Source organism: Paenibacillus salivarius, assembly GCF_051307165.1.
Classification (GTDB): Bacteria; Bacillota; Bacilli; order Paenibacillales; family Paenibacillaceae; genus Fontibacillus.
The window spans coordinates 282,501-301,042 of sequence record NZ_CP195592.1 but is presented as its reverse complement, the minus strand read 5'-3'; the positions used below and the strand labels follow the sequence as shown (position 1 = coordinate 301,042).

At 52.0% G+C, this 18,542-nt stretch carries 12 protein-coding genes, 18 tRNA genes and 2 rRNA genes (1 of these 32 only partly in view); 1 reads left to right on the top strand and 31 read right to left on the bottom strand.

Features of this window, described 5'->3' with window-relative positions; all coding sequences use genetic code 11:
* Positions 1 to 52: 52 nt before the first annotated feature.
* The 9 genes from ACSFXJ_RS01450 to ACSFXJ_RS01410 all read right to left on the bottom strand — a co-directional run bounded on the left by ACSFXJ_RS01450 (position 53) and on the right by ACSFXJ_RS01410 (position 11,847).
* Positions 53 to 685 (bottom strand): polysaccharide deacetylase family protein, encoded by a 633-nt coding sequence (locus ACSFXJ_RS01450; RefSeq protein WP_435923445.1) that lies wholly within the window; start codon positions 683 to 685, stop codon positions 53 to 55.
* Between the two features lie 58 nt (positions 686 to 743).
* On the bottom strand, positions 744 to 1,718 hold the full coding sequence (locus tag ACSFXJ_RS01445) for an aldo/keto reductase family protein (protein WP_435923444.1): 975 nt from the start codon (positions 1,716 to 1,718) through the stop codon (positions 744 to 746).
* A 19-nt stretch (positions 1,719 to 1,737) separates the two neighbouring features.
* Positions 1,738 to 3,222, bottom strand: a complete 1,485-nt coding sequence (locus ACSFXJ_RS01440; RefSeq protein WP_435923442.1) for an alpha-N-arabinofuranosidase — start codon at positions 3,220 to 3,222, stop codon at positions 1,738 to 1,740.
* Between the two features lie 22 nt (positions 3,223 to 3,244).
* Positions 3,245 to 4,105, bottom strand: coding sequence for a carbohydrate ABC transporter permease (locus tag ACSFXJ_RS01435; protein WP_435923441.1), 861 nt, complete (start codon positions 4,103 to 4,105; stop codon positions 3,245 to 3,247).
* 8 nt (positions 4,106 to 4,113) lie between these two features.
* On the bottom strand, positions 4,114 to 4,983 hold the full coding sequence (locus ACSFXJ_RS01430) for a carbohydrate ABC transporter permease (RefSeq protein WP_435923440.1): 870 nt from the start codon (positions 4,981 to 4,983) through the stop codon (positions 4,114 to 4,116).
* A 70-nt stretch (positions 4,984 to 5,053) separates the two neighbouring features.
* Positions 5,054 to 6,373, bottom strand: coding sequence for an extracellular solute-binding protein (locus ACSFXJ_RS01425; RefSeq protein WP_435923439.1), 1,320 nt, complete (start codon positions 6,371 to 6,373; stop codon positions 5,054 to 5,056).
* 117 nt (positions 6,374 to 6,490) lie between these two features.
* Positions 6,491 to 8,074 carry a response regulator gene (locus ACSFXJ_RS01420; RefSeq protein WP_435923438.1) on the bottom strand — a complete coding sequence of 528 codons (1,584 nt, stop codon included), beginning with the start codon at positions 8,072 to 8,074 and terminating at the stop codon, positions 6,491 to 6,493.
* Positions 8,053 to 9,888 carry a cache domain-containing sensor histidine kinase gene (locus ACSFXJ_RS01415; protein ID WP_435923437.1) on the bottom strand — a complete coding sequence of 612 codons (1,836 nt, stop codon included), beginning with the start codon at positions 9,886 to 9,888 and terminating at the stop codon, positions 8,053 to 8,055. The genes ACSFXJ_RS01420 and ACSFXJ_RS01415 overlap by 22 nt, the downstream gene beginning before the upstream one ends.
* A gap of 150 nt (positions 9,889 to 10,038) precedes the next feature.
* Positions 10,039 to 11,847 carry a sugar-binding protein gene (locus ACSFXJ_RS01410; RefSeq protein ID WP_435923436.1) on the bottom strand — a complete coding sequence of 603 codons (1,809 nt, stop codon included), beginning with the start codon at positions 11,845 to 11,847 and terminating at the stop codon, positions 10,039 to 10,041.
* A 276-nt stretch (positions 11,848 to 12,123) separates the two neighbouring features.
* On the opposite strand from ACSFXJ_RS01410, the gene ACSFXJ_RS01405 reads away from it, so the two are divergent.
* Positions 12,124 to 12,486: a hypothetical protein gene (locus ACSFXJ_RS01405; protein ID WP_435923435.1), complete on the top strand. Its 363-nt coding sequence runs from the start codon at positions 12,124 to 12,126 to the stop codon at positions 12,484 to 12,486.
* A gap of 136 nt (positions 12,487 to 12,622) precedes the next feature.
* Here ACSFXJ_RS01405 and ACSFXJ_RS01400 read toward each other — a convergent pair whose 3' ends face one another.
* The 22 genes from ACSFXJ_RS01400 to ACSFXJ_RS01295 form a co-directional block, all read right to left on the bottom strand.
* Positions 12,623 to 12,946, bottom strand: a complete 324-nt coding sequence (locus ACSFXJ_RS01400; protein WP_435923434.1) for a nucleoside triphosphate pyrophosphohydrolase — start codon at positions 12,944 to 12,946, stop codon at positions 12,623 to 12,625.
* A complete protein-coding gene (locus ACSFXJ_RS01395) occupies positions 12,933 to 13,895 on the bottom strand; it encodes a 5'-nucleotidase (RefSeq protein ID WP_435923433.1) in 963 nt (320 codons plus the stop codon). The genes ACSFXJ_RS01400 and ACSFXJ_RS01395 overlap by 14 nt, the downstream gene beginning before the upstream one ends.
* A 287-nt stretch (positions 13,896 to 14,182) precedes the next feature.
* A tRNA-Gly gene (locus ACSFXJ_RS01390) sits at positions 14,183 to 14,253 on the bottom strand.
* 8 nt (positions 14,254 to 14,261) lie between these two features.
* Positions 14,262 to 14,338 (bottom strand) — tRNA-Pro (locus ACSFXJ_RS01385).
* 6 nt (positions 14,339 to 14,344) lie between these two features.
* Positions 14,345 to 14,427, bottom strand: a tRNA-Leu gene (locus ACSFXJ_RS01380).
* Positions 14,428 to 14,451: 24 nt separating this feature from the next.
* Positions 14,452 to 14,523 (bottom strand) — tRNA-Gly (locus ACSFXJ_RS01375).
* Positions 14,524 to 14,527: 4 nt separating this feature from the next.
* Positions 14,528 to 14,602, bottom strand: a tRNA-Gln gene (locus ACSFXJ_RS01370).
* 22 nt (positions 14,603 to 14,624) lie between these two features.
* Positions 14,625 to 14,700 (bottom strand) — tRNA-His (locus ACSFXJ_RS01365).
* A 24-nt stretch (positions 14,701 to 14,724) separates the two neighbouring features.
* Positions 14,725 to 14,801 (bottom strand) — tRNA-Arg (locus ACSFXJ_RS01360).
* A gap of 1 nt (position 14,802) precedes the next feature.
* Positions 14,803 to 14,877 (bottom strand) — tRNA-Gly (locus ACSFXJ_RS01355).
* Between the two features lie 5 nt (positions 14,878 to 14,882).
* Positions 14,883 to 14,966: transfer RNA gene (locus ACSFXJ_RS01350), tRNA-Leu, on the bottom strand.
* Positions 14,967 to 14,977: 11 nt separating this feature from the next.
* Positions 14,978 to 15,050 (bottom strand) — tRNA-Lys (locus ACSFXJ_RS01345).
* A gap of 26 nt (positions 15,051 to 15,076) precedes the next feature.
* A tRNA-Asp gene (locus ACSFXJ_RS01340) sits at positions 15,077 to 15,153 on the bottom strand.
* Positions 15,154 to 15,185: 32 nt separating this feature from the next.
* Positions 15,186 to 15,259 (bottom strand) — tRNA-Met (locus ACSFXJ_RS01335).
* A 19-nt stretch (positions 15,260 to 15,278) separates the two neighbouring features.
* Positions 15,279 to 15,354 (bottom strand) — tRNA-Val (locus tag ACSFXJ_RS01330).
* Between the two features lie 13 nt (positions 15,355 to 15,367).
* Positions 15,368 to 15,442 (bottom strand) — tRNA-Glu (locus ACSFXJ_RS01325).
* A 21-nt stretch (positions 15,443 to 15,463) separates the two neighbouring features.
* A tRNA-Ser gene (locus tag ACSFXJ_RS01320) sits at positions 15,464 to 15,555 on the bottom strand.
* A 4-nt stretch (positions 15,556 to 15,559) separates the two neighbouring features.
* Positions 15,560 to 15,635, bottom strand: a tRNA-Asn gene (locus ACSFXJ_RS01315).
* Between the two features lie 6 nt (positions 15,636 to 15,641).
* A tRNA-Ala gene (locus tag ACSFXJ_RS01310) sits at positions 15,642 to 15,717 on the bottom strand.
* A gap of 19 nt (positions 15,718 to 15,736) precedes the next feature.
* Positions 15,737 to 15,813: transfer RNA gene (locus ACSFXJ_RS01305), tRNA-Ile, on the bottom strand.
* A 37-nt stretch (positions 15,814 to 15,850) separates the two neighbouring features.
* Positions 15,851 to 15,967: ribosomal RNA gene (gene rrf, locus ACSFXJ_RS01300) — 5S ribosomal RNA — on the bottom strand.
* Between the two features lie 64 nt (positions 15,968 to 16,031).
* A 23S ribosomal RNA gene (locus tag ACSFXJ_RS01295) occupies positions 16,032 to 18,542 on the bottom strand; it runs 546 nt beyond the window's last position.

Here is an 18,542-nt window from a genome sequence, read left to right as displayed (position 1 = left end):
GAGGTCCATGTCCACTCTTTACCAAAAGGGGATGTTTATCGGCTGCTTCAAATCAAGTCGGGTCCGAAAGGGCAAACAGCTCGCTAACCGTCAATAACCGGTATCCATCGGCGGTAAGCTCCTCCACCAGCACCCGGACGGCCTCAACCGTTTGGGCACGATCTCCATAGCCGTCGTGAAACAAGAAGATGCTGCCATTGCCGACCGTCGCTCTCGTATGCTCCAAAATGTAATCGACGCCGGGCTGCGGCTGCTCCCAATCCTTCGCCTCGCCGTTGACGCACCCGATCGAACGGTACCCGAGCTCGGCGGCAAGCGAAAGGATGTCGTCATTCGCGGCAAAATACGGCGGACGGAAGCTCGAAACGGGCTTCCCCGTCACTCGGCGGATCCGCTCGTCCCCCAGCCGCATTTCCGTACGCGCTTCCTCCAGCGTCAATGCGGTCAGGTCCGGATGCGAGTAGGTATGGTTGGCAAGCTCATGTCCGGCATCATGCACTTTGGCTGCAATGTCCGCAAACTTATCGATCTCTTGGCCGATCATGCAAAACGTGGCCTTGCCGTTCGCCTTGTGGAAAATCTCCAATATTTGTTCCGTAAATACGGGATGCGGCCCGTCGTCGAACGTAAAGGCGACGGCCTTCTCCCGGGTCGGGACCCGATGAACCAACGATCCTTTGGCCATGATGACCTTCCTCCGATCAAAAATAATGCCGGCTAACTACTAATCGTCCGAGCGATTCTCATCCGATTTTGCGGACAAACGGGCGATAATCCAGAATGCGTTCGATCTCTTCCAACACCTTGTCCGATAACGTCAGCCCGCTGGCTGCAGCATTGTTCTCGATCTGCTCCGGACGGGACGCGCCGGTGATCAGACTGCTGATTTGCGGCTTTCTCAAAAGCCAGGCCAAGGCCAACACGGAGAGGTTGGTACCCAAATCTTCGGCAATCCGGACCAGCTTCTCCACCTTATTCAAATTCTCTTCGGTCAGCAGGTTATTGATTTGCTTATCGGCCTGGTGCGTTGCCCGTGAACCCTCGGGAATCGGCTGGCCTTGGCGGTACTTGCCGGTCAACAGGCCTTGCGCCAGCGGGCTGAAAGGAACGATCCCCAACCCGTGCTTCTCGCAGATGCCGATGATTTCGTCCTCGATGTACCGGTCCATCATATGATATTGCGGCTGAATGACCGACATCGGACGCAGGCCCATTTCCTTGATCAGATACAACGCTTCGGTGATCTGTACGGGCGACCATTCGCTGACGCCGTAGTATAGAACTTTCCCCTGCGCGACCAAATCGCTCATCGTCTGCAGCGTTTCCTCCAAAGGGGTGCTTTCGTCATACCGATGGCAAAAATACATGTCCAAATAGTCGACTTGCAGGTTTTTCAGGGACTTGTCGATCTGCTCGATGATATGCTTTCTGGAAAGCCCCCGGTCATTCACGCCGTTTCCGGTAGGGAAGAACACTTTGCTGGAAACGACGTAAGAGCTGCGGTCATTTTCCTTCAGGATATTGCCGAGGAACACTTCCGCCTGCCCGCCGCTGTAAGCGTCGGCGCAGTCGAAAAAATTGACGCCGAGCTCATAGGCGCGCCGGACGCTCATCCTTGCCGTTTCCACCGCCTGGGTGCCCTGCACATCCGTCATCCAGCTGCCCAAGGCGATTTCGCTGACTTTGATGCCCCATTTTCCAAGATTCCGATACTTCATAGTTTCTTCCCGCCTCTCTTTAAGAAAGCGTCAGCACGACGACGGACATCGGCGGCAATGTTGCCGACAAACCGCCTTCACTCATGTCCGTAACCCCGTCAAACGACTGCGGCTTGACCGTCTCCGGCTGCTCGAAAGTATTATGCGCATTCATGTCGGCATGCGTCAATACCCTTCCGGCAACCTTTTGGACTCCCGCCAGTCCGCGCAACCGCAATGTGACGGCAGCCTCGTGATGCGGGTCGACGTTGCACAGGCTGATATCGATCGTGCCGTCCGCCCGCTTCGACGCCGATGCGCTGACTTGGGGAACGGATGCATCCCCCACTTGGTACTCGTCCGTCTCCAGATGAAGCGCCAGCGCCTCCGCATCCTGATGGACCTTGAACATCTCGAAGACATGATAGGTCGGCGTCAGCAGCATCTTTTCGCCTTCCGTCAGTATCATCGCCTGCAGCACGTTCACCGTCTGCGCAATGTTCGCCATATGGACGCGGTCGCAATGACGATGGAAGATGTGGAAATGCAAACCTGCGACCAACGCATCCCGCATCGAATTTTGCTGGTATAGGAAACCCGGATTCGTGCCCGGCTCCACCTGGAACCAGTTCCCCCACTCATCGATGATCAGGCCGACCCGTTTCTTCGGATCATACTGGTCCATAATCGCCGTATGGCGCGTAATCAGCTCGTCCATGTGCAGCGCCAGCTGCATGGTCTCGAACCATTCCGCCTCATCGAAGCCCAGGGCTGGCCGTTTAACCTCGAATCCTCCCGGCACCGTGTAGTTGTGCAGGCTGAGGCCGTCCATATGTGCCCCGGCTTCGCGCATCAGCGTCTCCGTCCAGTGGTAGTCGTCCACATTCGCGCCCCCGGCGATCTTATAGAGCCGGTTCTCCCCGTAATTCCGGACATACGTCTGGTACCGGCGGTATTCGTCGGCATAATACTCCGCCCGCATGTTGCCGCCGCAGCCCCAGTTTTCGTTTCCGACGCCGAAATACTTCAATTTCCACGGCTTCTCCCGTCCGTTCGCCTGCCGCCAGTTGGCCATCGGCGATTCGCCGTCGAAGGTCATGTACTCGACCCATTCCTGCATTTCCTGCACGGTGCCGCTGCCGACGTTACCGCAAATGTACGGTTCCGCACCCAGCAGCTCGCACAGATCGAAAAATTCATGCGTGCCGAAATGGTTGTTTTCCACGACGCCGCCCCAATGGGTATTGACCATGCGCTTGCGCTGCTCCCGCGGACCGATGCCGTCCTTCCAGTGGTACTCGTCGGCAAAACAGCCGCCCGGCCAGCGGAGCACCGGAATGTTCAGGCCCCGCAACGCCTCCAGAACGTCGTTTCGGATGCCGCGGGTGTTCGGAATCGTCGAATCCTCGCCTACCCAGATGCCTTCGTAAATGCAGCGGCCGAGATGCTCGGCGAAGTGCCCGTAAATGTGGCGGCTGATCGTTCCGACCGGTTGGTCCGCATTGATCGTCATTGTTGCTTTCATCGAATGATCTCCTTTCGCGCCCTTATCCTTTGACTGCGCCTGCAATCATGCTTTTTTGGACCTGCTTGTTCAGCAGCAAATAAATCAGTACCGTAGGAACGGTCGTGATCATGAGTCCCGCTCCGATAATTCCCCACTGCGTAATATAAGTACCGACCATCGACATCATCCCGACCGTCAGCGTCTGAAAATGCGTGTCATTGATGAAGGTTACCGCAAACATCAGCTCGTTCCAGCAGGACAGGAAGGTAAAGATCGCCACCGTGGCGATGGCTGGACGGATCAACGGCAGAATAATGGAAAAGAAGGTTCTGTATACGCCGCATCCGTCCATGACCGCGGATTCTTCCATTTCGCGGGGAACGCCCTTGAAGAAGCTGCCCAGGATGAATACGGCCATCGGGATCCCAAAGGCCACGTAAGGAATAATCAACGACCAGTAGGTATTCAGCAAGTGCAGGTTTTTCAGCACCATGAACAGCGGCAGCAGCGCCGCGTGAATCGGAACCATCATTCCGAGAAGAATCAGCGTCATCGTGGTATTGCTCAGCTTCCAGTTCATTCTGGTAATGGCGTAAGCCGTCATCGAGGACAGAATCAGTACCAGGAGAATGGAGGCCGCGGTCACCAGCACGCTGTTATTGAAATAATTCATCACGTTGCCGTCCGACAACGCCTTGGCATAGTTGCTCCATAGGAGCTTTTTAGGGAAACTCGCAACATCGCCGCTGAAGATTTCGCTATTGTCTTTCAAGGAGAAGAACGCCAGCCAAATAAGGGGATATATCTGAACAATCGCCATGATAATCAGAAAGACTTGCAACAGGATCTTCCCGATGAATTGCGGTCTCTTGGGCAACCTTGCTTCTGCAGTACTCAACATGCTCACCCCTATTCGGTCTTGAAAAATTTATTGATGATTACCGTAAATACCAAACATTCCAGGATAATAAAGACGGATATCGCACTGCCGTACCCATATCTGTACGTGTTGAAAATGGTCGTGTACATCAATGTGCTCGGCACCTCGGTAGCAAACAAAGGGCCGCCGCCCGTGAGGACGTATACCAGGTCGAAGACCTTGAATGCGCCGATGACGGAAAAGACCAAGCATACCTTGAGTATAGGCTTCATCAACGGAATCGTAATGGCGAATGCGGTCCGGATGCGGGAGGCCCCGTCAATTTTGGCCGCTTCGAAAATATCCTGCGAGATCGATTTCGCCCCGGCATACATCAGCAGCATATGATAACCGACATACTGCCACAGGGTCGGAATGAACGAAGCCGCGAGCGCGGTCTTCTTTTGCCCGAGCCAGTCCTGGGCCAACCCCGAAAGGCCTATGTTCTCGAGCAGTGTATTTAAAAGCCCGTAATCCGCATTGTAGATTTTGGACCATAATTGCGCGATGACCACGGTGGAGATCAACACCGGAATAAAATACACCGTTCTGTAAAATCCTTCGCCCTTCACGGAGGACGCCAGGATCAAGGCAAGCAAGAGGGACAGGGGTAACTGAATGAAAATGGACGCCGCCGCGAACAGAAACGAGTTACGGATGGAATGCAATGCCCGGGGATCCTTGAACATCTCCACGTAATTATCAAGTCCGATAAACGCACCTTTACCGACGCCGTTCCAATCCAAGACGCTATAATAACTCGAGACGAAAATCGGAACCAATACAATCCCGCAAAATATGAGCAGGGTAGGAAGAACGAATATCGCAATTGCTGTCTTATTCGAAAAAACTGAATTCATCGTGAGTTCTCCTCTCAAAGATGTGGCCAGGGATTTCCCTGACCACATCCGGCTTGAGATTATTCAAAGATCAAAGATTGAGTTCCGTCGGTCTAAGCTGGGCCATCTGTTTGCAGAACTCCTCGGGCGTAATCTCGCCCGCCAGAAGCGAGGCAATCAAGTTTTTGTGCGTTTCCGCAGAGTCTGCGGGAAGAATGTTATCCCACCATGCAATAAACGAGGTTGCGGTTTTCATAATGTCCGCGGCCGATTTGTCCAACTCGGACAGGCTCGAGGTATCCAACCCGTCAATGTTCCAGCTTGGAAGTCCGGCACCGGCCAGATAACCTTGCGTACCTAGCTGCTCGCTCAAATACATCAGGAACTCAGCGGCTTCTTTCGGATGCTTCGTCGTGCTGCTGATATAGAAACCGTCGACGGCACCGCCGAAAATTTCGGTGGCCGTGCCTTTTCCGTCTTCAAAAACCGGGAAAGGAACGACTTGAACCTTGCCTTTCGTCGCCGAGGACGGATCCTCGATCCCGGCATTGACCCAGTTCGCCTGGAACATCATTGCGCCGCTGCCCGCATTGAAGGCGCCCAGCATTTCATCATAGCTCATGCTCAGCATGCTGCTGTTGAAGGCGCCTGCTTTTGCCAGCTCCTGCATTTTGGCGGCAGCCGCTACGAAGTCCGGCGAATCCCATTTGGAAGGATCTTTAAATGCCTCCATGACCGCGGCATTTCCTGCCTGACGCATGGCGATCATGTCGTACCAATACATGCCCGGCCAGCGGTCTTTCTCGCCGATGAGCGCGGGAGTGATTCCCGCCGCCTTCAATTTCTCTACCGCATCAAGCAGTTCCGTGTACGTCGTCGGAATTTTGGCTCCCGCTTTTTCGAACAACTCGGTATTTACATAAAGGTTGGCAATATGGGTGTAAACGGGGAGGGTATAGATTTTCCCGTCCGTTTCGATGGCTTCCGCCATGCCCGGTGCCATTCTCGATTTAATTTCGTCCGTCAGATAGCTGGAGATTTCAAGCACGTTTCCGGATTCGATATAAGGCTGCATGAAGCTGCCGCCGCCCATGCCGTAAAAGAGGTCGGGCGCTTCGCCGGCGGCCAGCGACGTTTTGACTTTGGTTTTATACTGTTCGCCGGTCGTACCTGTCCGTTCGATTTGGATATCGGGATGCTCGCTATTCCATTTCTCGACGATTTGCGGCAGCAATTTGGCCGACGGGTCCGTGTTCCCTACGGACTGATCCCAAAGCTTAAGCTTGATGGAACCGCTTCCACTTCCCGCCGACGATTTCTCTCCGGAGGAGTCAGAGGAACATGCAGCCAGGCTGCCTGCCAAACCTAACGCTAATACGATACTCAAGGATTTTTTTAATAACGCTTTCATCTTTTGACCTCCCAATCTCTAATTCGATGCAACTACAGTCATTTTAGGGAAGATGCACCGATAGCTCCATTCAAAATAAACGCATTCCCTTTTAAAATTCGAGCATCCTGTTTCCCGTCATTTTCCGTTTCTGTACTCGTTCATGGCTCTGCCGGTCGCTTTTTTGAAAAGGATGCTGAAATAATGCGGATCCGGAATGCCGACCTGTTCTCCAATCTCATATCCCTTGAAATCGGTTGTTTTCAGAAGGATTTCCGCTCTTTTCATGCGCAGGTTGGTCAGATATTCGACGAAGGTTTGGCCCGTTTCTTTCTTCATGAGCCGTCCCAAATGGCCCGGACTGACAAAGAAAGCCGCCGCCGTGCTCGCCAATCCGATCTGGGGATCGCCCATATTCTGGTCCAAATACGCTTTTACCTGACTGATGAGGTTCCCTTCCTTGGCTTGTTTTTTCGCATGAATGGTTTCGGAAACGCTAAGGACGTAACGCTCCAAGGTTTGAAGCAGCTCCGGCAAATTATCGGCGGTAATCATGGAAACCAGCGTTTCTTTATCGAACCCCTGCTCGCCCTCGATCTGCTGTTCCATCGCCGCGCGCTGGCATTCGGTAATGACATCCATCGCGGCCATGCGGAATTGCGAGACGCTCGAAAAGGAAACGTCGAAGATGCGGGCCAGCATCTGTGCGGCGCGTTCGGACGAACCGACGCTGATGTAAAATTGCAGCTGCCGAAGAAGCTCCGGATTGGATCTGTACGCCTGCTCCCTGCTGTCCACCATGTCTTCAAAGCAAACGACCTGATTGTTCCCCACGAACGCTTTATAACGGATCGCCTGGCATGCTTCCTGGTACCCCAGGTGGGCTTCCTGCAGATGTTCCCGCTTTCGTCCGACCCCGATGTTGGCCCGGCACTTCCCGCCATCCACCAGACGGGTCATTAGCGATTCGCAAGTGGCGGCGAAATCTCCCTCGGGATGAAATGAAATCATGACAAATTGGTCCCGGGTGTCCGATAACAGCGTGACAAGGGGATCCTCCCGAAAAAATGCCTCGATATGGTGCTTGCACGCCAACCACAAATAAGTCAATTGCTCCTCGGTGTGATTTTCGGAGGCCGGAGCGACTTCGACGACGGCGATTTGATGCGCACCGCCATGGCGGCGAATCGCGGGCAGGTTGAAGTATTCCGCTTGTTCCAGAACTTCCTCGCGGGAGAGCGTCCCCTTTAACCACTGGAATAAAAATTTTTCCCGCAGATACGGAAAATTCCGCTCCAACTCTTCCTTCATTCTGGCCAGTTCATGATCACGGGTCCGTTCTTCATCCATCTTCCGTTTGAGATTGTCCGTGACCTGCAGCAGGTCCGAAGCCCGGACCGGTTTGAGGAGAAAATCGAAGATCCCCATCTTGATGCTCTGCTGCGCGTATTCAAATTCGTCATGGCCGCTCACGACCACGATTTTCATCTTCGGATGCTTCTCCAGCACCCTGCGGCTAAACTCGATTCCGTCAATGTTCGGCATGTAAATGTCCGTAAATATGACATCCGGTTTCAGGGCCTCCGCCAGCTCCAGCGCATCGCGGGCATTGGAGGCTTCCCCGACGATCTCAAAGCCCTGCTGTTCCCAATCGATGCGCATGCGGATCAGATTCCGGATCAAATGTTCATCGTCAACAATCAAAACCTTTCGTTTTTCCATGGTGAATCTACTCCATTCGGTATGATTAACGTGATCGTCGTTCCTTTCCCCGGCTCGCTTTCAATATGGAACACGTCCTTGTCCTCGTAAAAAATACGCAGGCGTTCCATGGTTCCCCAAAGTCCAAAGCTCTTGATTTGGCCTTGCCTTTCCGTGCGCAGGATTTGCGTGATCTCCTCCGGCGACATGCCGACGCCGTCATCGGATATGGATATTTTCACGGCCCCGTTCTCTTGGAATGCGCGGATCCGAATGGTTCCTTTCGTGCCTTTGGGCCGAATGCCATGGTAAAGCGAGTTTTCAACCAACGGCTGCAGCACCAGCTTGGGAATCGGCACCGGGTTGCAGTCTTCCTGCACCTCGAACCGGGTCTCAAAGACGTCCTGATAACGAACGCTCTGGATTTTCAAATAATTCCGGACCATCTCGATTTCTTCCCCGACCGTGATTACGTCTTGTCCTTTGCTGACGCTCAATCGGTAATAGCTTCCCAGCGCCTCGATCAAATCGCATACCTGCTCATTGTCTCCCGACAGCGCCAGCGACGTGATGGAGTCCAGCGTGTTATACAAAAAGTGCGGCTTGATTTGGGACTGCAGCGCATTCAGCTCCGCTTTGCGTATCGTCTTTTGTTCTTCGACGACGCGTTTCAGCAATTGATCGATCCGTTCGATCATGTGATTGTATCCGTGATACAACTGTTCGAGCTCAAAGCTGTTCTGCTCCGCGTTAACCTTCATAAAGATCCCGCTCGGGGCTTTGTTCATCGCCCGCAGCAGCTTCTGAATCGGTTTGATGATACTCCGCGAAATGATGAAGGAGCTTATGAAAAAGATGCTTCCGTTGACGATCAGCAGCACCAGCGCCAGGAGCACCAGCGATTGGTTTCGCGGCTCCATGCTGTTGTTCGGCGAAACGCTCACGAACTTCCAGTTGTAAGGCCCGCCCGATAAATAACTCACCGTATATTGGCGGGAACCGAAATCCATGGGCAAATACCCTGAATCGCTTTGCTGGAATTGTTCCTCGAGCATCGCCTTGTTTGCATGCAGAAGCTCATTAAAGACCGCGCCGCTCTGTTCATCCGTCGAATCGGCGACAATGGTCCGGTTGTTTTCGTCCAAAATCGCGATTTGCATGGAACTTCCGTTCAGCAGATTGGAATAGGCCTGTACAAACGCTTCATCCTTGATATTGATGACCAGCACCCCGAGAGGGGCGGTGTTATCGATATCCCGAATCAATCGGATAAAAGAGACGGTATTGCCGTCGGCATTTCCTGCGGCCCCCGTTCCGTCGTCCAGCCTTAAGATGTATCTTCCCTTATTGTTTACCACTTCTTCATACCATGGGGCTTCCTCGATATTTGCTTCTATGTATGCCGGCAATTCCTGGGTCGCGACCGAAAAGCGGTGTCCCGAATTGTCGTAAATATGGACCGAATCGATGATCGGAACCGCTTGCATCAAATTGTATAAGTAGGCGCTAACCTTGGACTGGGTTGGCAAGTTGGCGTAAACATCCCCCTGCCGCAACAAATTTTGCAGATTATGATCCGAGAAGATCATTTTGGAATAATTGTTGACGTTCTCAATCATCAAATCCACGTTCGTCCGTATGGAAGTGATCGTCTGCAACGACGCCTCGTTGATTTTCTTCTGCGCCGAGTTCGCGGCAATCTGATTCAGTACCAAATAACTGATCCCGACCGTCAGCAAAATGACCAAGAAATAAGCAAACGGGATTTTGAATGCCAATTTCTTGGGTTTACCGTAACTTAAAGCTCGAATGCGATCCATGAACCGTACCTTCACCGTCTGGCCCCCCGCTCTTTATGCCTTCATCCACAAAACCCATTATAACGATCGTCTTTCGGATCGGACATGGTAAACATACCCAAGGCCTCCTGCCACGCCAGGGACAAGAGGCCTCGGATTTACGGTCACTACTCGCGGAATATGAACCTATTGGAACAGGTCAGGCAAAATGTCGTAAATATACTGGTTCACCCAGTTCCAGGCATGCGTGCCGCCGTCGCCCACGATGAAGTAGAAGTTTCCTTTTTTCGTATCCGATGAATAGATAAAGGAATCCGTTAATTTCTTCATCGCATCGATCTGAGGCTTCAAGTTGGGATATGCGATATCCAGATCGCCCGTTGCGCTGAAAATGTAGTAATCCTGCGGCTTATAACCCGCATCCTTAGCGACTTTGGCAAGGTATTCCGCCGTTTCCTTAGGCTTGCTGCCTCCGGCCCCTTGGCCCAATACCCAGCTGTCTCCGCTCAATGGCAGGTAATACTTGAAATAGTCGAGGTTATGGATAAAGGTATACCATGTTGTGACCGAACCCATGGAGAATCCGCCGAACGCCCGATGCGCCCGGGATGCTTTCAAATCGTCCAAGCTGGCGGATTTTGCGTATGTGTGATACTTGGTTTCCACCAACGGGACAATGTTGTTGATCAATTCCTCATGGAACAGGGCGGTATCATTTTTCCCCCCATAAAAAGTCGGCGTGACCACGATGAGCGGTTCAATGTCGCCTTTAGCGATCATATTGTCCAGAATTTTCTTCAATTCCTTGCTCTGGCCGGGTCCGCCGAAGATGAGATCCTCATTTTCCCCGCCGCCATGCATCAGATAAAGGACGTTATATTTCTTATTTGAATCGGATGGATCATAACCATGCGGAAGGTAAACATGCAGTTTCTTGTCGTCCATCCCGTTCGTTAAGTTAGGTGCTTTATACGTTAAACTCTCGATCGTCCCCGGCTGATCGCTCTCCGTCCGATACGCGTCCGGAACCGCCTTGAAATATTTCTCGTTGGCCGCATCTTCCGTCATCTGCAGTTTGGCTACCGCATTCTTGATGGCGGCGGCTTGCTCATCCCATTGTTGTTGGGTGGCTTTCTTGTCGTTCAGCACGTTGGAAGCGATCACCTTCATCAAAGCATCCGTCACGACGTCTGGATTTTTATAAAGGGTGAAGTCCAGCTTCATCGTGCTTTGGATTAAATTCAGGAGATCATAAGGGTTCACTCCGCTGACGTCTCCCTTGGTCTTTCCCGAAAGGACGATTTCACCGAATTTCCCCGTATCGTTCCATGCGCTGCCCGTCGAATCGAACACATTCAAGGTACCGATCCGTTCCGATCCCTTCGCATCATTGATCTGTAACTCGATGCCAAGCACCTTTCCGTTTTCCGGCTTCGCCTTGAGTGCAACTCTGGCTTCGATGACATAGCCGCCATCCGTCTTTTTCGCAGCCGTGTAGAAGCGCCCGGCATCTCCGTTGTCCACGGACTGGGCATTATCGACGTTGACGCGGAAATGTAAATCGTCCAGGCCGTATTCCTGGGTCTTGTCATTGTTTTCGTCCAAAAACCACTCCAAAGAATCTTGCATATAGGGCGTGACGGACTCGACGGATAAGTTCTTGTCTTGGACCTCTGCCAAAATGTACAGGGCCCGGTCATCCCACAAAGCCTTGAACGTTGCGGAAGCCTCCACCCCGTCCGAACCGTGTTTAGGCGAAACCGCTTGCGCTTTGCTCCATGCCTTATCGATGTTGCCGTCAATCACGGGCGAGCCGAAGTCGGCCACCATTCTGCCTTGGGAGTCGAAGCCGCTCTTCCCTGGAGGTGCAGGCTTACCTGGATTTACAGCTGCAGAAACCTCGGTCCCCGAACCGGGAACATTCGTAAAAACCATGGATACAATAACCAACAACATCATCATGGATTGCAGGAACAGCTTTCTTCTTTTCTTCATCAAAAAATATCTCCTCCTACCGCCAGTTATGTTTACCCGTGTTTCTCACGACTCTTCCGCCTACGCCTCGTAGAAGCGCTTTCACGATTACCCTCCCCAAATGGATTTGTTGGTTCACCCCATATTTTAGGGAGTGGTCTGGGATTACTACATTCAAAAATCGAGCATCGGCTTTCAAAATTCGAACATGTCAACGAAAACCTTCCGAAAAGGAAAAAGCCGCATTTTGTCGAAAACATCTAGAATGAATTTTCAACATAGACAGGAGAAGCAACCATGAAGCGCATGTTTTCAAAATGGATGAGCAGTAAACCGAATGTGAACAGGTTAACGGAACAGAAGTGGGCTTTGAACACGGTGATGATTATCGGAGGATTCCTCGTCGGAGCCGGGGTTGCCGATTGCCTGATGTCACTCGACCACCTGGATGTAGATCAATTGGCCCGGGGCCTGACCATTTTTAGCGCGGGCGTTACCATTTGCGTATTAGTCGATAACACCAAAGCGCAAAAAGAGACCAAAAAAATCCACTTGGAGACACAGCTTCAGTTGAAGAATATAGAGGAGAAGCTGGAAGCGATCTATCAGTCCCAGCAGGTGACGGAGAGGGAAGTGCGGGAGATGAGAGGGGATCATTAACAAGGGTAAGCCTTGACATGAATAATTCGTCGTGGCACTTTCATCTAAGGTAATGTTAGAGAGGGTGCCCGAGTCATTTTCTCAACTCGGGCGATCGACTCGCAGGTTACTTACCGCTATCAGTTTGTGACTTGGCCTAGTCAGTAACATCGATCAAATACACCCGGTCCTGAAATCCACCCCGGGCTTTGGCTTTCTTTTCTCTTAGTGCCTCAAGCTCTTCCCATGTAAAACCATGCATGGCTGTTAGTGAACGAATCACTTCAAGCATGTCGGCCAGCTCTTCCAATGAATCTTTGGAGTTTTGGGCGGCGAAGTATTCCTCCGACTCTTCCTTGAGCTTGATGAGCAACTCCTTTTTATACTCATCCTCATCCAAAATACGCGTGTTACACTCCTTGCCGGAATCCTGAATCACTTGCGGAATAAGATCTCGGACGAGTTTATTATAAACGGGCATGGTTATCATCCTCTTTTTTACCGGACATGAGATTGGTAACACCAAAAGGCACGTGAGCGGAAGGTGAGATGCTGGATACCCCCTCAATATGACTGACTTGGTCATCAAAAAAGATATGAGGCCGAAATACCTTTAAAACTCTTCCTTTATCAATTCCGCCTAAGAAAAATGCCTCATCCACCCGGATGCCCGAGCCTCTTAAAGTGGTTACAACACGTTCATGTGCCGGGGCGTTTCTGGCTGTAGCAATAGCAACCCTGATCAAGGGAGTATAAGTCGGGTCTGTCTGCTTTCTCTCCCATTCGCGTTGTTGTAACCGTGCAACTTCTCTAATAAACCTGTATAGAGGGCCTGGCGGAAGAGCCTCATTTGCCCTCTTTTTCTCATTCTCATGAAAGCCTTGCATTCCTAGTTTTTGATATATATTTTCTGATGAATCATCAGCAATAATTCCATCAAAGTCAAAAGCAATACGCAATTCCGCTTCTTCTTCATCATCGACAAACTTACTTGGGAATACCTGTGCAGCAGGTAGGCCACTTTTCAAGGCCTCTCTGACATCATCGGGATTCGCAGAAAGGAACAGCGATGCGTTAAAGGCCTCCATATAAACATAGGGGTTAGATCCCGCGACAAAAGCAGCTCGAGAAATCGAAAGACCGTAATGTTCAATCGACTTAAACACACGAAGTCCGGTATCCGGATCATTTCTTGACAACAAAACCACTTCCACAGGCTGCTCGCTCGGATCCTGGCTATTAAATGCTAATAGGCGCTTTATTAGGGGAAAAGCAACCCCCGGTTCTAATACAACCTGCTCATTTTCACGCTGATATTTTCTATACTCCTCCTCTCCTTTTTCCCTATATACTTTATCTGATTCCTCGAGATCGAAGAGGGCACTTGAAGCAACGGCAACAACAAATTTTTCATCTATAGGATACGGCATTTTATCCTCCGCAGTAGGTTATTTGGGATATTATATCATAAAGCCGTCGTAGCAGATTTTCGTCGGACATAACCGTCTTAGGGGTGATAAACCTAAACTTTAGACTATAGTTGGAGCCATTTTCTCTAAAGCGTATAGTCAAAAGAAGCGGGCTGGAGGGTATTAAGGAGTTACGGTTGTTTCGAGGCTTATATCATAATGAATTTGGAGCAACAAAAAAACGCACTTCCCAGTGATCTTGCATATGGGTTAAGTGCGTTTCTCATTTTGAATCACGATCTCTAATAAGCGGGTGATGGGAATCGAACCCACGCTACCAGCTTGGAAGGCTGGAGTTCTACCATTGAACTACACCCGCAAAATAAATGGTCGGGATGACACGATTCGAACATGCGACCCCCTGGTCCCAAACCAGGTGCTCTACCAAGCTGAGCTACATCCCGTTACTATGGTGCCGGTGAAGGGACTCGAACCCCCACGGTTTCCCTCACGATTTTGAGTCGCGCGCGTCTGCCAATTCCGCCACACCGGCATATTTAATTGATAAGTGATTCGAAGCGGACGACGGGAATCGAACCCGCGACCCTCGCCTTGGCAAGGCGATGCTCTACCGCTGAGCCACGTCCGCAAAGTGGCTGGGGATATAGGATTCGAACCTATGCATGACGGAGTCAAAGTCCGTTGCCTTACCGCTTGGCTAATCCCCATCACTGTTTCAAAAGTATAAAATGGGGCGATCGATGGGACTTGAACCCACGAATGCCGGAGCCACAATCCGGTGCGTTAACCCCTTCGCCACGACCGCCGCAGAACTTTCTTATGAAAAAGATGGCGCGCCCTAAGAGATTCGAACTCCTGACCTTTTGATTCGTAGTCAAACGCTCTATCCAGCTGAGCTAAGGGCGCATGGAGCGGACGACGGGAATCGAACCCGCGACCCTCGCCTTGGCAAGGCGATGCTCTACCGCTGAGCCACGTCCGCATAAATGGTGCGCGTGGAGGGACTTGAACCCCCACGTCAATGACGCTAGATCCTAAGTCTAGTGCGTCTGCCAATTCCGCCACACGCGCAATTTAAAAAGTGAGCCATGAAGGACTCGAACCTTCGACACCCTGATTAAAAGTCAGGTGCTCTACCAACTGAGCTAATGGCTCTCATAAGCGAAACTAAGTTGTAAAAATGGCGGAGCCGACGGGATTCGAACCCGCGGTCTCCTGCGTGACAGGCAGGCATGTTAGGCCTCTACACCACGGCTCCACACTACTTTAGCATCCCTGTTCAAGGGATAATTGCGGGGGCAGGATTTGAACCTGCGGCCTTCGGGTTATGAGCCCGACGAGCTACCGGGCTGCTCCACCCCGCGTCAGTAAAATAAATCTATATGGTGGAGGCTGAGGGGATCGAACCCCCGACCCTCTGCTTGTAAGGCAGATGCTCTCCCAGCTGAGCTAAGCCTCCGAAATTGGTGTGTTGGTGACCCGTAGGGGATTCGAACCCCTGTTACCTCCGTGAAAGGGAGGTGTCTTAACCCCTTGACCAACGGGCCTTGCCTATAAAAGAAATATGATGGCGGAGAGAGAGGGATTCGAACCCTCGAGACGCTTGTGACGCCTACACGATTTCCAATCGTGCTCCTTCGGCCAACTCGGACACCTCTCCATAATGGCTCCCCGAACAGGACTCGAACCTGTGACAACTCGATTAACAGTCGAGTGCTCTACCAACTGAGCTATCAGGGAATATAATGGTGGAGCCAAGGAGGATCGAACTCCTGACCTCCTGCTTGCAAGGCAGGCGCTCTCCCAGCTGAGCTATGGCCCCAAATTTCATATGAACTTTATGGTGGGCCCTAGTGGACTCGAACCACCGACCTCACCCTTATCAGGGGTGCGCTCTAACCAGCTGAGCTAAGGGCCCTTAAATTTGGGCAAAAAAAAGCCCCATCAAGGGGATCGCTTGGCGGCGTCCTACTCTCCCAGGACCCTTCGGTCCAAGTACCATCGGCGCTGGAGGGCTTAACGGTCGTGTTCGGGATGGGTACGCGTGGAACCCCTCCGCCATCGCCACCAAACGGTTCAAGCGTTTTGATCGCCTGAAAACTGGATACGAAACTTCATTTGCATGTTTAGATCTTTTTGGATAAGCCCTCGACCGATTAGTACTGGTCAGCTCCACACATTGCTGTGCTTCCACCCCCAGCCTATCAACCTCGTCGTCTTCAAGGGGTCTTACATACTGGGAAATCTCATCTTGAGGGGGGCTTCACGCTTAGATGCTTTCAGCGCTTATCCCGTCCGCACTTAGCTACCCAGCTGTGCTCCTGGCGGAACAACTGGTGCACCAGCGGTGCGTCCATCCCGGTCCTCTCGTACTAAGGACAGCTCCTCTCAAATTTCCTACGCCCACGACAGATAGGGACCGAACTGTCTCACGACGTTCTGAACCCAGCTCGCGTACCGCTTTAATGGGCGAACAGCCCAACCCTTGGGACCTACTTCAGCCCCAGGATGCGATGAGCCGACATCGAGGTGCCAAACCTCCCCGTCGATGTGGACTCTTGGGGGAGATAAGCCTGTTATCCCCAGGGTAGCTTTTATCCGTTGAGCGATGGCCCTTCCATGCGGTACCACCGGATCACTAAGCCCGACTTTCGTCCCTGCTCGACTTGTCAGTCTCGCAGTCAAGCTCCCTTATGCCTTTGCACTCTTCGAATGATTTCCAACCATTCTGAGGGAACCTTGGGGCGCCTCCGTTACTCTTTAGGAGGCGACCGCCCCAGTCAAACTGCCCGCCTGACACTGTCCCCGCACCGGATCACGGTACCAGGTTAGAACTCCGATACGATCAGGGTGGTATCCCAACGGCGCCTCCACCGAAGCTGGCGCTCCGGCTTCCTAGGCTCCCACCTATCCTGTACAAATCGTATCAAAGTCCAATATCAAGCTGCAGTAAAGCTCCATGGGGTCTTTCCGTCTTGTCGCGGGTAACCTGCATCTTCACAGGTATTAAAATTTCACCGGATCTCTCGTTGAGACAGCGCCCAAGTCGTTACGCCATTCGTGCGGGTCAGAATTTACCTGACAAGGAATTTCGCTACCTTAGGACCGTTATAGTTACGGCCGCCGTTTACTGGGGCTTCAGTTCATAGCTTCGGGATTGCTCCCTAACCACTCCCCTTAACCTTCCAGCACCGGGCAGGCGTCAGCCCGTATACTTCGCCTTGCGGCTTCGCACAGACCTGTGTTTTTGCTAAACAGTCGCTTGGGCCTTTTCACTGCGGCCCCCTCGGGCTATTCACCCTACCGAGGCACCCCTTCTCCCGAAGTTACGGGGTCATTTTGCCGAGTTCCTTAACGAGAGTTCTTCCGCGCGCCTTAGAATTCTCTTCTCGCCTACCTGTGTCGGTTTGCGGTACGGGCACCTTCACCTGGCTAGAGGCTTTTCTTGGCAGTGTGAGATCATGACCTTCGGTACTGTAAATTTTCCCTCCCCATCACAGCCCAGCCTTAACGATGTGCGGATTTGCCTACACATCAGCCTCACTGCTTGGACGAGCATCCATCAGCTCGCGTCACTACCCTACTGCGTCACCCCATTGCTCATAACGGTTTACGGTGGTACAGGAATTTCCACCTGTTGTCCTTCGACTACGCCTTTCGGCCTCGCCTTAGGTCCCGACTTACCCTGAGCGGACGAACCTTCCTCAGGAACCCTTAGGCTTTCGGCGGATCAGATTCTCACTGATCTTTTCGTTACTCATACCGGCATTCTCACTTGAATGCAGTCCACCAGTCCTTCCGGTCTGACTTCAACCCGCATTCAACGCTCCCCTACCCCTGAATCGACTTCACTCCAGCTTCGAAGTGTGTTTAACCCCGAAGACCATTTGGCCGAAACCTTTGAACAAATTCAAAAGTCGCTTTCGGCAAAAATGTCATCGGTTAAACACCGCCTCAAAGAAGCAGTGAAGTCGATTCAAGCCATAGCTTCGGTGGTGTGTTTAGCCCCGTTACATTTTCGGCGCAGAGTCACTCGACCAGTGAGCTATTACGCACTCTTTAAATGGTGGCTGCTTCTAAGCCAACATCCTGGTTGTCTGTGCAACTCCACATCCTTTCCCACTTAACACACACTTGGGGACCTTAGCTGATGGTCTGGGCTGTTTCCCTTTTGACAATGGATCTTAGCACTCACTGTCTGACTCCCGGATAATCAGTCTATGGCATTCGGAGTTTGACTGAGCTTGGTAACCCTTGCGGGCCCCGCACCCAATCAGTGCTCTACCTCCACGACTGTCATTTCCGAGGCTAGCCCTAAAGCTATTTCGGGGAGAACCAGCTATCTCCGAGTTCGATTGGAATTTCTCCGCTACCCCCACCTCATCCCCGCACTTTTCAACGTACGTGGGTTCGGGCCTCCAGTGCGTGTTACCGCACCTTCACCCTGGACAGGGGTAGATCACACGGTTTCGGGTCTACGCCTACAAACTAAATCGCCCTATTCAGACTCGCTTTCGCTGCGGCTCCGTCTCTTCGACTTAACCTTGCTTGCAAACGTAACTCGCCGGTTCATTCTACAAAAGGCACGCCATCACCCCTAAAATGGGCTCTGACTTCTTGTAAGCACACGGTTTCAGGTTCTTTTTC